Source organism: Zeimonas sediminis, from assembly GCF_023721795.1.
Lineage (GTDB): Bacteria > Pseudomonadota > Gammaproteobacteria > Burkholderiales > Burkholderiaceae_E > Zeimonas > Zeimonas sediminis.
On record NZ_JAMQYE010000001.1, the window covers coordinates 3,104,293 to 3,117,811 of the forward strand.

General features: G+C 68.9%; 13 protein-coding genes. 4 read left to right on the forward strand and 9 right to left on the reverse strand.

Going from position 1 to position 13,519, the window contains the following annotated elements; all coding sequences use genetic code 11:
* Window positions 1–21: 21 nt before the first annotated feature.
* Window positions 22–1,458: a bifunctional enoyl-CoA hydratase/phosphate acetyltransferase gene (locus M6I34_RS14620; protein WP_272486413.1), complete on the reverse strand. Its 1,437-nt coding sequence runs from the start codon at window positions 1,456–1,458 to the stop codon at window positions 22–24.
* A 23-nt stretch (window positions 1,459–1,481) separates the two neighbouring features.
* Here M6I34_RS14620 and M6I34_RS14625 point away from each other — a divergent pair, with 23 nt between their 5' ends.
* Window positions 1,482–2,447, forward strand: coding sequence for a 5'-nucleotidase (locus M6I34_RS14625; RefSeq protein WP_272486414.1), 966 nt, complete (start codon window positions 1,482–1,484; stop codon window positions 2,445–2,447).
* Between the two features lie 13 nt (window positions 2,448–2,460).
* Here M6I34_RS14625 and M6I34_RS14630 read toward each other — a convergent pair whose 3' ends face one another.
* The 6 genes from M6I34_RS14630 to M6I34_RS14655 form a co-directional block, all read right to left on the reverse strand.
* Window positions 2,461–3,309: a nitroreductase family protein gene (locus M6I34_RS14630; RefSeq protein ID WP_272486415.1), complete on the reverse strand. Its 849-nt coding sequence runs from the start codon at window positions 3,307–3,309 to the stop codon at window positions 2,461–2,463.
* A gap of 31 nt (window positions 3,310–3,340) precedes the next feature.
* Complete coding sequence (locus M6I34_RS14635; protein WP_272486416.1) at window positions 3,341–4,339, reverse strand: Bug family tripartite tricarboxylate transporter substrate binding protein; 999 nt, start codon at window positions 4,337–4,339, stop codon at window positions 3,341–3,343.
* A 40-nt stretch (window positions 4,340–4,379) separates the two neighbouring features.
* Entirely contained in the window at window positions 4,380–5,381 is a 1,002-nt protein-coding gene (locus M6I34_RS14640; RefSeq protein WP_272486417.1) for a TauD/TfdA family dioxygenase, read from the reverse strand.
* A gap of 104 nt (window positions 5,382–5,485) precedes the next feature.
* Window positions 5,486–6,445 (reverse strand): Bug family tripartite tricarboxylate transporter substrate binding protein, encoded by a 960-nt coding sequence (locus M6I34_RS14645; protein WP_272486418.1) that lies wholly within the window; start codon window positions 6,443–6,445, stop codon window positions 5,486–5,488.
* Window positions 6,446–6,466: 21 nt separating this feature from the next.
* Window positions 6,467–7,417 (reverse strand): tripartite tricarboxylate transporter substrate binding protein, encoded by a 951-nt coding sequence (locus tag M6I34_RS14650; RefSeq protein ID WP_272486419.1) that lies wholly within the window; start codon window positions 7,415–7,417, stop codon window positions 6,467–6,469.
* A gap of 14 nt (window positions 7,418–7,431) precedes the next feature.
* Window positions 7,432–8,508: a TauD/TfdA family dioxygenase gene (locus tag M6I34_RS14655; protein WP_272486420.1), complete on the reverse strand. Its 1,077-nt coding sequence runs from the start codon at window positions 8,506–8,508 to the stop codon at window positions 7,432–7,434.
* A 27-nt stretch (window positions 8,509–8,535) separates the two neighbouring features.
* Here M6I34_RS14655 and M6I34_RS14660 point away from each other — a divergent pair, with 27 nt between their 5' ends.
* The 3 genes from M6I34_RS14660 to M6I34_RS14670 all read left to right on the forward strand — a co-directional run bounded on the left by M6I34_RS14660 (window position 8,536) and on the right by M6I34_RS14670 (window position 12,057).
* Window positions 8,536–9,561, forward strand: a complete 1,026-nt coding sequence (locus tag M6I34_RS14660; protein WP_272486421.1) for a LysR family transcriptional regulator — start codon at window positions 8,536–8,538, stop codon at window positions 9,559–9,561.
* A gap of 148 nt (window positions 9,562–9,709) precedes the next feature.
* Window positions 9,710–11,116: an NAD(P)H-dependent oxidoreductase gene (locus M6I34_RS14665; RefSeq protein WP_272486422.1), complete on the forward strand. Its 1,407-nt coding sequence runs from the start codon at window positions 9,710–9,712 to the stop codon at window positions 11,114–11,116.
* A 2-nt stretch (window positions 11,117–11,118) separates the two neighbouring features.
* Complete coding sequence (locus M6I34_RS14670) at window positions 11,119–12,057, forward strand: amidohydrolase family protein (protein ID WP_272486423.1); 939 nt, start codon at window positions 11,119–11,121, stop codon at window positions 12,055–12,057.
* A 68-nt stretch (window positions 12,058–12,125) separates the two neighbouring features.
* Here M6I34_RS14670 and M6I34_RS14675 read toward each other — a convergent pair whose 3' ends face one another.
* Both M6I34_RS14675 and M6I34_RS14680 read right to left on the reverse strand, forming a co-directional pair.
* Window positions 12,126–12,908, reverse strand: coding sequence for an EcsC family protein (locus M6I34_RS14675; RefSeq protein ID WP_272486424.1), 783 nt, complete (start codon window positions 12,906–12,908; stop codon window positions 12,126–12,128).
* A gap of 81 nt (window positions 12,909–12,989) precedes the next feature.
* Window positions 12,990–13,514, reverse strand: coding sequence for a GlcG/HbpS family heme-binding protein (locus M6I34_RS14680; RefSeq protein ID WP_272486425.1), 525 nt, complete (start codon window positions 13,512–13,514; stop codon window positions 12,990–12,992).
* Window positions 13,515–13,519 lie beyond the last annotated feature (5 nt).

Here is a 13,519-nt window from a genome sequence, read left to right on the forward strand (position 1 = left end):
CCCGGCAGGTCGAGGCGCGGCTCAGTCCGCCCGCCCCGCTCCCGCGACCCGGCTGGCCCCATGCGCGCGCCACCAGTCGTGCAGCTGCGCCAGCGCGCAAGACACCAGCCGCGACCGTGCGTCGTCCGCCCGGCTGGTCAGCATCACCGGCACCTGCGCGCCGAGCACCAGCCCCGCCGCCTCGGCATGCGCGAGGAACACCAGCTCCTTGGCCAGCATGTTCCCGGATTCGAGGTTCGGCACGATCAGCACCTGCGCGCGGCCGGCCACCAGCGAGGCGATGCCCTTGGTGCGCGCGGCCCGCAGGTCAACCGCGTTGTCCATCGCCAGCGGGCCGTCGACAAGGCCGCCGGTGATCTGGCCGCGCTCGGCCATCTTCGACAGCACCGCCGCGTCGATCGTCGAAGGGATCGCCGGCGTGACCGTCTCGACCGCCGACAGCACGCCGACCCGCGGCTCGGCCAGGCCGCAGGCGCGCGCCAGGTCGATCGCGTTCTGCACGATGTCGACCTTCTCCTCGAGGCCGGGGGCGATGTTGATCGCCGCGTCGGAAACGAACAGCGGGTCGGCCATGCCGGGCAAGTCCAGCACGTAGACGTGGCTGATCCGGCGGTTGGTCCGCAGGCCGCCGGTGCGGCGTACCACCGCGGAGAGCAGCGCGTCGGTGTGCAGGTGCCCCTTCATCAGCGCGCGCACCCGGCCCTCGTGGACCAGCGCCACCGCGCGGGCGGCGGCCTCGTCGTCGTGCGCGACGTCGATGATGTCCACGCCTTCGAGATCGCGCCCAAGTCCAGCCGCGACTTCGCGGATCGCCGAAGCAGGGCCGACCAGCACTGGCGCGATCAGGCCGGCGTCGCGCGCCTGCAGCGCGCCCTCGAGCGAATCCGGATCGTCGGGACTCACGACCGCGGTCGGCAGCGCGGGCAGCCCCGCGCAGGCGGCGAGCAGCCGGTCGAAATGCTCGTGCCGGCGAACCAGCACGTCGGGCAGCTCGGCGTTCGCGATCTCGATCCGGCGTGCCGGCGCGAACACCTCGGCCTGCCCCTCGGCGATCGACTGCCCGCCGGAGGCGCCGCCCAGCCGTTCGATCCGGGTGTCGAGCAGCAGCAGCCGCGGCTCGCGCTTGTCGACCACGGTGACCGTGACCTGCAGCTCGTCGCCGACCCGCGCGCGATCGCGGAACACCAGGGTCTGGGCACGGTAGAGCGCGCCGGGGCCCGGCAGCCGCGTGCCGATCACGTTGCCGATCAGCGAGGCGAGCCACATCGACGGCGCGACCGCGCCGGTGCCAGGGTCGCCGTCGGTGTCGAAGCGCGCTTCCAGGTCGGGCAGGTTGGCCGGGTTCAGGTTGCCCGACACGTTGGCGAAGACGTACAGGTCGGACTCGGTGCAGACGCGGCGGATGCTCGCGCTGTCGCCGATCGCGATCTCGTCGAACAGGCGGTTGGTCAGCTTCATGGCGGCAATGCTACGCTTTCCGGATGCCCGCAAGCCTTGACGGAAAACTGGTCGTCGCGATCTCGTCGCGCGCTGTCTTCGACTTCGAGGAGGAGAACCGCGTCTTCGAGCGGGACGACGACGCCGCGTACATGGCGCTGCAGCGCGAGCGGCTCGACCTGCCGGCGCAGCCCGGCGTGGCCTGGGCGCTCGTGCGCAAGCTGCTGCAGTTCGACCCGCCCGACCGGCTCGAGCGCGACCGACGGGTCGAGGTGGTGGTCGTCTCTCGCAACGATCCGGTCAGCGGGCTGCGGGTGTTCCGCTCGGCGGCCAGCGCCGGGCTTCGGCTCGAACGGGGCGTGTTCACCCGCGGGCGCGCGCCCTGGCGCTACCTGGCGCCGCTGAAGGCCAACCTGTTCCTGTCGGCCAACTCCGACGACGTGCGCGCCGCGCTGGCCGCGGGGATCCCGGCCGCGCGGGTGTTCCCGGAGTCGGTGAAGGCGTCCGAGTCGCATCCCGACGAGATCCGGATCGCCTTCGACGGCGACGCGGTGCTGTTCTCCGACGAGTCCGAGCGCGTGTTCCAGGCAGGCGGGCTCGACGCCTTCCAGCGCCACGAGGCGGCGCACGCCGAGCTGCCGCTGCCGCCGGGTCCCTTCAAGCCGCTGCTCGAGGCGCTGCACAGGCTGCAGCGCGAGAGCGAGGTCGCGGACCCCGGCGTGGGCGCCGAGATGGCGGTGGTGGTGCCGATGCGCATTCGCACCGCGCTGGTCACCGCGCGCAGCGCGCCGGCGCACGAGCGCGCGATCCGCACACTGATGCACTGGGGCATCGAGGTCGACGAGGCGCTGTTCCTCGGCGGGCTGGCCAAGGGCCCGTTCCTGAAGGAGTTCGAGCCCGACTTCTTCTTCGACGACCAGACCGGCCACTGCGAGTCGGCGGCGCAGGTGGCGCCCGCGGGGCACGTGCCGGCGGGCGTGGCGAACGAGGGCCGAGAAGGCCAAGGCTGAAGCGTCGCGGACTTCAGTCCAGGCCGAAACCCTTCGCCCTCACGAACGCTCCCCAGTCCGCGCGCTGCGCAACCGAGTACTGCTTCGCCTTCTCGTCGGACCAGCGCGGGCCGACGGCCGGGACCGGGGCAGGCGGCGGCGCACTCGCAGGGCCCCCGCGCTGCGCGCGGGCCAGGGCCCAGCGCTCGTCGAACTCGTCGAGCAGCGCGTCGGTGTCCTCGTCGTCGAACCGGTCGATGTGGAAGCTCGCCTTCAGCGATAGCCGCGGGTTGACCGACAGCGCCGCCGCCGGGTAGCCGGCGCAAAGGCCAGCGACCGGAAATACGTGCTCGGGCAGTTCGAGGATCGCGGACAGCTCGGTAGCGCGGTCCCGCAGCACGCTGATCGGGCAGCAGGCCAGCCCCGCTGCCTCCGCGGCCCGGATGAAGTTCATCAGCACCAGAGCCGCGTCCACCGCCGGGTTGAAGAAGGCGTCGAGGTGCTCGTTCACGAAGGGCTGGCCGCGCCGCGCGAAGATCCGCCGGAAGCGCCGGCCGTCGCCGCAGAACACCAGGAAGGCTGGCGCGCCGCGGACCCACGGCATCTGCGGCACGAGCGCCGCGATCGCATCGAGCCGGGCCGGGTCGCGCACCTGGACGATGTCGGCCTGCTGCAGGTCGCTCTTGGACGGCGCGCTCAGCGCGCAGGCCGCCAGCAGCCGGACCAGGTCGTCGGGCACCGGACGATCGGCCCAGCGGCGGTGGGTGACGTGGGTCGCGATCCGGAGCAACTCGTCGAGTCCCGCGGTGGACGGGGGCACGTTGACGGTTTCGCCGAAGCGGCGGGCCAGCGCCCCAGCAACAGCGGATGCCGCGTCCGTCATCGCTGGCCCCGGAAATGCATGCGGCGCTGGCTCACTGCTTCTGCGCCCCGGAGAGCTCGAATGCCTTGGCCCACTTGTCGATTTCGCTCGTGATGCGCCGCGCGGTGCTCTCGGGGCTCGACTCGGCTATCGGCGTGATGCCGAGCTCGGTCAATCTCTTCTGGATGCCCGCCTCGCCGAGCACCGTGTTCACGGCGCGATTGAGCTTTTCCACGATCGGCTTCGGCGTTCCGGCGGGAGCCATCACGACGTTCCAGGTGCCTACCTCCAGGTTCGGAAGGCCCGCTTCGGCGAAGGTGGGGACGTCAGGCGCTGCGGCCAACCGGTTGACTCCCATCACCGCGATCGCTCGGAGCTTGCCCGCCTTCAGCAGGGGGGCTCCGGCTCCGATCGACGCCCCGGCGAACTGGACCTGTCCCGCGGCCAGATCTTGCAGGGCAGGTCCGGTTCCCTTGTAGGGGACGTGAACCGCGTTCACTGCGGCGACGTTCTTGTAGAGCTCGATGCCGAGATGGCTCGTGCTTGCTCCAGCCGCGCCGTAGGAGAACTTGCCCGGGTTCGCCTTGAGCATGGCCGTAAAGTCGCCGAGCTTCTCCGGCATGGACGGGTGAGTGAACAGCACGAGCGGCACGGAGCCGACGAAGGCGACCGGCTCGAAATCCTTCAGCGGGTGGTACGGCAGCGACTTGAAGACGGACATGTTCAGGGCATGTGTAGCCGCGGTGCCGAAAATCAGGGTGTAGCCATCGGGCGCGCTTCGCGCGACGAGTTCGCTGGCGACGATGCCGGTCGCGCCTGGCCTGTTCTCGACCACGACCGATTGGCCGAGCACCTCGCCAAGCCGTCCGGATATCGCCCGCGCGAAGATGTCGGTCTCGCCGCCCGGCGCGAAGGGGATGACCAGCCGGATCGGTCGGTTCGGGTAGTCGGCCTCGGCCGCGGCGGGCATCGCCATGGTGGCCGCAAGCGAGGCAGCAACGACGAGGAGTGCGCGGCGCGCAATCGCGAGACGGTGTTTCGTGGGTTGCATCTGGTCCTCCGGGTGTGGCGGCTATCGGGCGTTGCGGGCCTCAGTGGGCGAGTTCGGCGACGATCTCGTCGATGTCGAAGACGGGGGGGCGCGGGTTGCGCTGCCAGGCGATCATGTCCTCGTTCCGATCGGCGAAGGCCGGCGGCAGCGATGAAAAGCCAGGGGTTCGGAGCCAAAGGCGAAGCAGGTGCCTCTTGCGCTCCGGTTCGGGCCAGTCCTCGTAGTCGGCGCGCGAGTGCAGCGTCACGTAGTTGCAGATGAACTGCATGTCCCCAGGCTCGAATGCCATGTCCAGGTAGAACTCGGGGTCGTTGCAGAGGCTGTCCATCAGGTCGAGCGCCTCCACCTGGGCCGGAGTCAGGCGAGGCACCTCCGGAAAACGCTGCGCCGACTCGATGAAGGTCCGGTTGTAGCGGACGAACAGTCGCCCTTCGTGCCGAACGAAGCAGGGCGTCACGTACCAGGGCTTTTGCCCCGGGCTCTCTTCGCCCCTCCGGTCCACGCAGAAGGGCTCGTGCATGACCTGCCACAAGTCCGGGCGCCGCGCCAGGAACTCGTTGTGAATTGCCGTGGAGCTTACGATCCTGGATTGGCCTCCGGACTTGGCCTTCTGAAGGCAAAGCAGGCCCACGACGTCCGTCGAATCGTTGTGGAATGGCAGGTGCATGCGGGTCTGGTAGCCGCGTGCCTTCATGTCGGTCTTCCAGTCCGCGCCGAGGTCCCTGACGTGGCCCAGCATGTCTCCCTGGGCGTTCTGCGCGAAGGCCGGACCGAGGTGGGCGCCGATTCCCCAGTAGACGAGCGCAGCGTCGGCCTTGGAGTAGCGATCGATGGGGAGACCTCGCAGCAGCACGAAGCCGCGGCCGTCTTCGAGCTCGCTTCGAATCGCCGACAGTTTCGGGGCCAGGCGATCGAGCGGGAAATCGCCGCGGGATGTGCCGGGGATCCCGAGGCCGCGCTGCTTGGCGTGTCTCAGTGCCGCTTCCAGTTCCTCGACGTCTCCTTCATCGAGGCGAACCATCCAGTCATCTCGCAGCCGCATGTCCTCGCCTTTCCACGCGGACGGGCGCTGGCAGGCTCGTGGGTCCCTTTCCATGTTGGTCTCCTCCGTATTGGGTGCTGCGTTCAGCGCTTCGGGCGCCGCGCCTATCGCTTCGACTTGCCCATCGCCTCGATGAACTTCGTGGCCCGCGCGACCTCGTCGTCGAGGAAGGCCTGGAAAGCGGGGGTGTCGAGATAGGCGAGTTCCGCTCCGAGGGCGGCGATGCGTGCCTGTATCCGGGGATCGGCGGCGGCTTCGCTCACCGCCCGGGCCAGCTTCTGGATGACCGGTTTCGGCGTGCCGGCGGGAGCGTGGAACCCGAACCAGCTCACCGATGTCGCCTCGGGGAATCCGGATTCGGACATCGTGGGTACATCGGGCAACAGCGGCGATCGCTGAGGACCCGTATTCCCGATGGCGACGAGCTGGCCGTCCTTGACCAGCCGAAGAACGACGTTCATCGGCGACACCGACATCGCGAGCGTTCCGCTGAGCAGGTCGGGGATGAAGCTGACGCCGCCCTTGTATGCGACACCCAGCAGCTCGATGCCGGCTGCCTTCGCGAAGCTCTCGCGTGCGACCGACTGCGAGGAGCCGAGGCCGGTGACCGGGGTCGTGAGGCCGGGCTTGCTCCTGGCCAGGACGATGAAGTCCTGAAGGGTGTTCACCTTCATCGCGGGCGAGACCACGATCAGGTTCGGGGACTGCACCATCCTCGCGATCGGCGTGAAGCTGCTGGCGCTCCAGTCGATGTTCCTCTCGGTGAGCGGGTTGAACACCGTCGCGGTCGAACTGGCGAGCAGCGTGTAGCCGTCGGGAGATGCCTTGGCGACCAGCGAGGGTCCGATGTTGGCATTCGCACCGGGGCGGTTCTGGATCACGATCGGCTGGCCGAGGGTCTGCGACATGTGCTCGGCGAACACCCTGCCGATCACGTCGACCGCTCCGCCGGGTCCATATGGGACGACGACCTGTATTGGCCGGCTGGGGTAGTCAGGCGGTGCGGCGGCGACGTTGGCCGCCAGACAGACGAGCATGACTGCCAGCGTTCGAAGAGCTTTCATTCGAGTCTCCTGCGTTCCCGGTCATTGCCCCTTGATCATGCGCGCGAAACGCTCGGCCTTGCTCGTTTCGCCGGCGAGGAACTCGCCGAAGGCAGGCGTATCCAGGTAGGCGATCTCGGCGCCAGCGGCGGCGATGCGGGCCTGCACCTGGGGATCCTCGAGCGCGGCGCGAACCGCCTTCGAGAGCTGCTGGATCACCTCGGGCGGCGTTCCGGCGCGAGCGTGCAGGCCGTACCAGCTGACGGAGGTGGCGTCCGGATAGCCCGCCTCGGCGATCGTCGGCAGATCGGGGAGCATCGAAGAGCGGCGCTTGCTCGTGATCGCCAGCGCGTTCAGCTTCTGCTCCCGGACCAGGGTGAGCGCGACGTTCAACGGGGCAACCGACAAGGACAGCGTGCCGCTGATCAGGTCCGGGATGTAGCTGGTTCCTCCCTTGTACGCGACGTTCGTGAACTTGATGCCGGCCGCGTGGGCGAAGTACTCCCTTGCGATCGCCTGGCTGTTTCCGGCGCCCGAGACGTTGGTCGTGAGGCCCGGATTCGCGCGAGCGTGGGCGACGAAGTCGGCGAGGGTCGCGAACTTCGACGACGCCGGGACCACCAGAACGTTCGGCGCCTGGACGTAGCGAGCAACGGGTACGAAGTCGCTTACATTCCACTTGATGTTCGTGTCGAGGAACGGGTTGACGATCAAGGCGGCGGAACTCGCCAGCAGCGTGTAGCCGTCGGGCTGTGCTTCGGCAACGATGCCGGGGCCGATGTTCGCGTTGCCGCCCGGTCGGTTCAGGATCACGATCGGCTGGCCGAGCGTCTGGGCCATGTGCTCACCGATGATCCGGCCGAGAACGTCGACGGCGCCACCAGGGCCGTAGGGCACGACGACCTGGATCGGCCTGGCAGGGTAGCCGGAGGCGTGCGTCGCCGGCGAGAGCGCGCAGGCGATGACTGCGAGAAGGGATTTCAGGAACCTCATCCTCGGAGTCCTCCTCAGGCCGCGACGAGCGGCGCGACGAAGGGCACGCCCGGCACGCAGATCCCGTTTGGCCTGCCGCGAGCCGTCACGCCAAGCCGGGAAACCATGGAGGGCGGTAGCTCGGGCCCGTCGTCGCAGGCCAGCCAGAGGCGCAGCAGGTGTCTGCGCTTCTCGACCTCGGGCCAGTCCTCGTAGGCGGTCCGGGAGTGGAACACGAAGTGATTCGACAGAAGCTGGATGTCGCCGGGCTCGAAGCTCATGTCGAGGTGCAGCGTCGGGTCGGCAGCCAGGGCGTCCACGTGATCGAGCGCCTCGATCTGCTCGGCGCTCAGGCGGGGGACCTCGGGCATCGCCTGGGCCTTCATGATCGCGCTGCGCACGTACGAAGCGAACATCCGGCCCTTGTAGGGCGCGAAGATCGGGTTGGAGCCGTAGCCCTTCTTGTTCTCGGGAATCTCGCCCCAGCGTGTGCGATGGAATTCCCCGAGCAGGGTGCGCGCGTGGTCCGGGCGTCGACGCACCAGTTCGTTCCAGATGGTCGTTGAGCTGACGATGGACGAAAGGCCGCCGGCTTTCGCCGTGCGCAGGCACAGCAGGGCCACGATGTCCGAGGAATCGGTGTGGTAGTTCAGGCGGGCCGAGGTCTGGTAGCCGCGCACCTCGGGATCGGCATAGTTCAGGCCGAGATTCGTGACGTGGCCCAGAACGTGGCCCTTGCCGTTTTGCGAGACCGGCTCGCCGAGATGCAGTCCCAATCCCCAGTAGGCGATCGCGGATTGCCTGATCGTGAAGCGCTCGACCGGGATTCCGCGCAGCAGATGGAAGCCGCGCCCGTGCAGTACCTGCTTTCGCACTTCATCCAGCAGCGGCTGCAGGCCTGGCAACGGGAAGTCTGCGCGGCGCAGTTCCAGGATGTCCTTGCCGGTGGCGTCGGCAGCCCGGACCACCGCTTCGATCTCGGCAATCTCGGCCTCGGTGAGCCGGTGGACCCAGTCGATTCGTGCGGCCATCTCCGGCCCATACCAGGCCTGGGCGTTCTCGAAGATTGGCAGGTCGGTGCTGGCGACACCGACGGCAGGTTGCGCGGACATCTTCTCCTCCTCGTTTGCTTTTTGTTGATGAAAGTCAATCTAGAACTAGAATCGGGCAATGTCTATTCGATTATTTATCAACTTTATTCGATTGAATTCATGAATGTGACTCTGCGTCAGATGCGGCTGTTCTGCTCCGTGGCCCAGGAACTCAGTTTCACGGCCGCGGCGCAGCGGGCGAACATCACCCAGTCCGCGCTGACATCGGCGATCCGTTCGCTCGAGGCCGAGTTGGGCCTCAAGCTGTTCGACCGAACGACGCGGCGGGTCAGCCTCACGGTCGAGGGCGAGCACTTCCTGGCAACGGCCGAAAGGCTTCTCGGCGACATCGACGCGTCGCTCGAGAACGTACGGTCGGTCGCTGCGCGAACCCGGGGGCACGTCACGCTTTCATCCGCGTACTCGTTCCTCGGCTACGTTGCCTGCCCCGCCGTCGTGATCCTGTCGAAGACGCATCCCGGCGTCACGGTTCGGCTCGTGGAGAAGCGGGTCGACGAGGCGATCGCGGCCGTGCTCGGTGGCGAGCTCGACTTCGCGGTCTGTGGACTGGTTTCGCCGAACCCGGAGATTGCGAGCGTCACCGTCGTCCGAGACCGTTTCGGCATCGTGGCCACGCCGGAGGTCATGGCGCGTCATGGTGCCCGTCGATGGGCCGACCTCGATCCCGCGCACTACGTGGCGCTGGCCAGCACTTTCGGGATTCGCCAGCTGATCGACCGCCATCGCCCGCTGGGTGAGTATTTGCGCCAGCCCCATTACGAGGTCGCCTCCACGATCTCGCTGGGATTGCTGCTCAAGGAGGGGATCGGCTACGGCCTCGTTCCGGCGATGACCGCGCAGCCCTTTGTCGACCAGGGCCTCGTCTTCCAGCCCCTCGACGAGCCAGCGCTGTTTCGGGAACTGCACATCATCAAGCGAAGGAACCGCGGGCTCTCCCCGGCGGCGGCCGCGCTGGTCGAGCGATTCGCGCCGATCATGGCGTCGATTCCCAGGATCGACGGCGCGGAGATCATGCTCGACGAGGCTTCTTCGAAACGGTTCGTCGAGAGCTGAATGGCTTCGCCCGAGTGCGTCTGATAGCCTGATTCCGACTTCGCCGAAGCGGGGCAAATCAACAGGAGACGAGCGGAAGGGGTTGTCCGGCGGACGCGAGTGCCCGACGCACGAGCCTTCGCGGTCGCGGAATCCCTCGAGCACCGCGATGAATCTGCACAGCCACTTCTCGCGCATTGCGCAAAGGGTAGAAACCTGCCTCGTCGGCGCCGGCAGCTTCGGCCGCAGCTTCGTCGCCCAGGGCATGAAGACCCCGAAGATGTGCGCCCGGGTGGCGGTCGATGTCCGCATCGAGACTGTCGAGGCCTTGTACCGCGACCTCGGCGCGCCGGCCGACCGCATTCGCGCCTGCCGCACGGCGGACGAGGCGCGGGCGGCCTGGGAACAGGGCGCCTGGATCGCAGCCGAGGACCTGGCCGTGGTGCTGCCGCTGCCGATCGACGTTGTGGTCGAGGCGACCGGTCATCCCGAGGCGGGCGCGCGGCATTCGGAAATGGCGGTGCAGGCCGGCAAGCACCTGGTGCTCGTCAGCAAGGAGGTCGACAGCGTCGTCGGGCCGATCCTGTTCCATCTTGCCCGCGAGCGCGGTCGCACGGTCACGCCGGTCGACGGCGACCAGCCCAGCCTGCTGATCGGCCTGGTCACCTGGGCCGAGACCCTGGGCTTCGAGATCGTCGCGGCCGGCAAGTCGAGCGAATACGACTTCGTCTTCGATTCGGCCACCGGGATGCTGGAGAGCAACGGCCGCGAGATCCACGCGCCGGGCTTCGCGGGCCTGATGGCCGCCGGCGAGCGCGACATGGCGACGTTGCTGGCCGAGCGCTCGCGACTGGCGGCCGAACTTCCCCAGCGCACGGTGCCCGACCTGTGCGAGATGCTGGTGGTGGGCAACGCCACCGGCCTGGTCCCCGACACGCCGGCCTTCCACTCGCCCATCCTGCGCATCGACGAGGCGCCCACCGTCTTCACCACCCGCGACGACGGCGGCCTGCTCTCCGGCACGCGGCGGCTGGACGTCTTCAACTGCCTGCGAACGCCGGGCGAGCTCAGCTTCGCCGGCGGGGTGTTCGTGGTCGTGCGCTGCGACGACCCGGTCACCTGGCAGATGCTCGCCGAGAAGGGCCACGTGCTCGGCCGCAATCGCAACACGGCCCTGCTCTGGCTGCCGCGCCACCTGCTGGGGCTCGAGGCCGCCACCAGCGTGCTGGGCGCGGCGATCGGCGAGCCGACCGGCGGCGTGGAGCCGGCGCACCGGCTCGACCTGGTGGCGGTCGCAAGCCGCGACCTGGACGAAGGCACGATGCTCGACGCGGTCGGCCACCATCACTCGATAGCCGGCGTGGGGGCCGAGCTGCGGCGCGCCGGCCCGCTGGCGCCCGGCGCGCCGATGCCGTACTACCTGGTGGCGAATCGCAGGCTGCTGCGGCCGGTTGCCCGCGGACAGGCGATCTCGGTCGGCGACGTCGAGCTCGATCCGGGCTCGCGCCTGGTCGCGCTGCGGGCCTTGCAGGACGAGATCTTCTTCGGCAAGGACGAGCCCGCAAGGAAGGCATGAGCATGGACCGACCCACGATCGCCGGACGCTGGAACGACGACCCCGAGGCCGTCACCCTGATCGACGCCCACCACCACATCTGGGACCTGAAGGCCAACCGCTATCCGTGGCTGGCCGACGAGCCCGAGCACCACTTCTTCATGGGCGACTACTCGCCGCTCAAGCGCGACTACCTGCCCGACGACTACAAGCGCGACGCGCAGGGGCACAACGTGCTGGCCACGGTGCACGTCGAGGCCGAGATGGACCGCAGCCGCCAGGTCGACGAGACCCGCTGGCTGACCGAGATGAACCGGCTGCACGGGATGCCGAACGCGATCGTCGCGCACGCCTGGTTCCACAAGGGCGACACCGACGAGATTCTCGCCCGGCACGCGGCCTTCCCGCTGGTGCGCGGCATCCGCTCCAAACCGGTGACCTCGCTTTCGCCGGACGTGTCGGTGGCCGGCCAGCCCGGCACGATGCAGGACCCGGCCTGGCTGCGCGGCTTCGCGCTGCTGGAGAAGCACGGCCTGTCGTGGGACCTGCGGGTGCCGTTCTGGCACCTGCCCGAGGCGGCCGAGGTGGCGCGCAGTTTCCCGCGGGTGCCGATCGTGCTGAACCACACCGGCTTTCCGTGGGACCGCAGCGAGGAAGGGCTGCGCGCCTGGCGCAAGGCGATGGAAGCGATCGCGCAGTGCCCGAACGTGCACCTGAAGGTGTCCGAGTTCGGGCTCAAGGACAAGCCGTGGGACTACGACTCCAACGCGCGGGTAGTGGCGGATGCGATCTCGATCTTCGGGATCGAACGCTGCATGTTCGCCAGCAACTTCCCGGTGGCGGGCCTGCGGATCGGCTACGACGCGCTGGTCCGCGCGATGAAGCGGATGCTCGCCGGCTTCTCGCCCGGGGACCAGGAGCGCTTCTTCTGGAGGAATGCGAAGGCGTTCTACCGGCTCTGATCGGCTGGCGCGATCGCGCTGGCGGCAAAGGGCACGGGCCGGCGACGAGGCGGGCAGCGCCGGCGGCCCTAGGCCCCGAGCCGCTCCCAGGCCGCGCGCACCGCGTCGGCCCCGTACGCCCGCTCCAGCCGCCGCACCGCGAAGTGCCCGCGGCTCATGTCCTGGAAGTGGTCGATGAACAGGTAGTTGACCGCAGCGCCGCCGGCCGCGCCGATCAGCGGCACGGCCCCGGCGGCCGCCTTCTGCGACACCTGCACCTTGAAGCGGGCCGCGACCAGCCCGATCAGGCGCACAAGCGCCGGGGCGCTCTCGCTGGCGACCGCCTGCGTCGCCACGTATTCCGCCGCCTCCGACACTGCCCGGGCGAGGGCCGCGCGGATCGCGAAGTAGGCGGTCTCGCTCGCGTCGTCGGCGCTCGAGGCGCCGCCCAGTGCGAACACCTCGATGCAGGCCATCCGGGCCTCGGCCGATGAGAGATCCTCGCCATTGGCGCGCGCGATGTCGGCGATCGAGCGGCAGATGATCGTGGTCGAGACCGGCAGCTCGATCGCGAGCGCCGGCAGGCCGAAGGCGCCGCCGGCCGCGCCGCTGGCGGTGGCGGCCAGCTTGTGCCAGAGCGGGCGAGAGGTCGCCTTCTCGACGTCCATCGAGGACAGGGCAAGCCTGAGCGCCAGGCCCAGCGCGTCGCGCGTGGCGACCATCACCTGCGTGCGCACCCGCTCGGGCAGCAGGTCGAAGCTCTTCTCGATCGGCTTGCCGAGAAGATTGGTCAGCTTGGCGGCCAGACCGGGGTTCTCGAGCAGCCGTTTCGCCTCGGCGAGCGCGGCGAGGTCTTCGTCACGTAGTGGCATGTCGCGGGCGGAGAACGTGTGCTTTCACGATTACACACGATTTCCACCCGGCGGTCCCTGCCTGGGCCGGGGCAGGCGGCGTCAGAGTTGCCTGCCCCCGAGGCCCACCTTGGCGTAGATCTCGTTGACGTGCCGCTTCACGTCTTCGGGGGTCGTGTCGTTCTCGGCCATGTGGGCCCAGCCGACCTTCTCGCGGGCGTAGCGGCCGATCACCTCGTCCTGGTCGCCCGTGGCGCCGCTGATGCCATAGGCGCCCACCATCTCGTCGCCCTTGAACACCGGCGCGCAGCCTCCCGACGCCACGATCTGGCCACCGGTGAAGACCGATGCGTTGATCAGCATCTGGGGGTTGCGCTCGCGGAACCACTGCTGGATGACGAGACCGTCCGGAAACCTCGGGCTCATGGACCGGAAGGCGGCCACCGTGTAGGCCTTCGCCTTCGCTGTGTCGGGCGTGATGAACCCCGCTTCGTCCATGCGCTCGAGCGCGATCAGGTGACCTTCGGCACTGACGATCGCCACCGAGACGGGCACGCCCATCTCAGCGGCCTTCTCGATGGCGGCGGCGATGAACGCCCTGCACTCGGCGAGGTAGAGCTTGGCCATGCGAA

Bases quoted from the DNA above. Each gene is read 5' to 3' on its own strand.
- M6I34_RS14645 (WP_272486418.1), bottom strand. From the start codon at position 6,445: ATGAAAGCTCTTCGAACGCTGGCAGTCATGCTCGTCTGTCTGGCGGCC.
- M6I34_RS14680 (WP_272486425.1), bottom strand. From the start codon at position 13,514: ATGGCCAAGCTCTACCTCGCCGAGTGCAGGGCGTTCATCGCCGCCGCC.
- M6I34_RS14650 (WP_272486419.1), bottom strand. From the start codon at position 7,417: ATGAGGTTCCTGAAATCCCTTCTCGCAGTCATCGCCTGCGCGCTCTCG.
- M6I34_RS14655 (WP_272486420.1), bottom strand. From the start codon at position 8,508: ATGTCCGCGCAACCTGCCGTCGGTGTCGCCAGCACCGACCTGCCAATC.
- M6I34_RS14625 (WP_272486414.1), top strand. From the start codon at position 1,482: ATGCCCGCAAGCCTTGACGGAAAACTGGTCGTCGCGATCTCGTCGCGC.
- M6I34_RS14620 (WP_272486413.1), bottom strand. From the start codon at position 1,458: ATGAAGCTGACCAACCGCCTGTTCGACGAGATCGCGATCGGCGACAGC.
- M6I34_RS14675 (WP_272486424.1), bottom strand. From the start codon at position 12,908: ATGCCACTACGTGACGAAGACCTCGCCGCGCTCGCCGAGGCGAAACGG.
- M6I34_RS14665 (WP_272486422.1), top strand. From the start codon at position 9,710: ATGAATCTGCACAGCCACTTCTCGCGCATTGCGCAAAGGGTAGAAACC.
- M6I34_RS14630 (WP_272486415.1), bottom strand. From the start codon at position 3,309: ATGACGGACGCGGCATCCGCTGTTGCTGGGGCGCTGGCCCGCCGCTTC.
- M6I34_RS14670 (WP_272486423.1), top strand. From the start codon at position 11,119: ATGGACCGACCCACGATCGCCGGACGCTGGAACGACGACCCCGAGGCC.
- M6I34_RS14635 (WP_272486416.1), bottom strand. From the start codon at position 4,339: ATGCAACCCACGAAACACCGTCTCGCGATTGCGCGCCGCGCACTCCTC.
- M6I34_RS14660 (WP_272486421.1), top strand. From the start codon at position 8,536: ATGAAAGTCAATCTAGAACTAGAATCGGGCAATGTCTATTCGATTATT.
- M6I34_RS14640 (WP_272486417.1), bottom strand. From the start codon at position 5,381: ATGCGGCTGCGAGATGACTGGATGGTTCGCCTCGATGAAGGAGACGTC.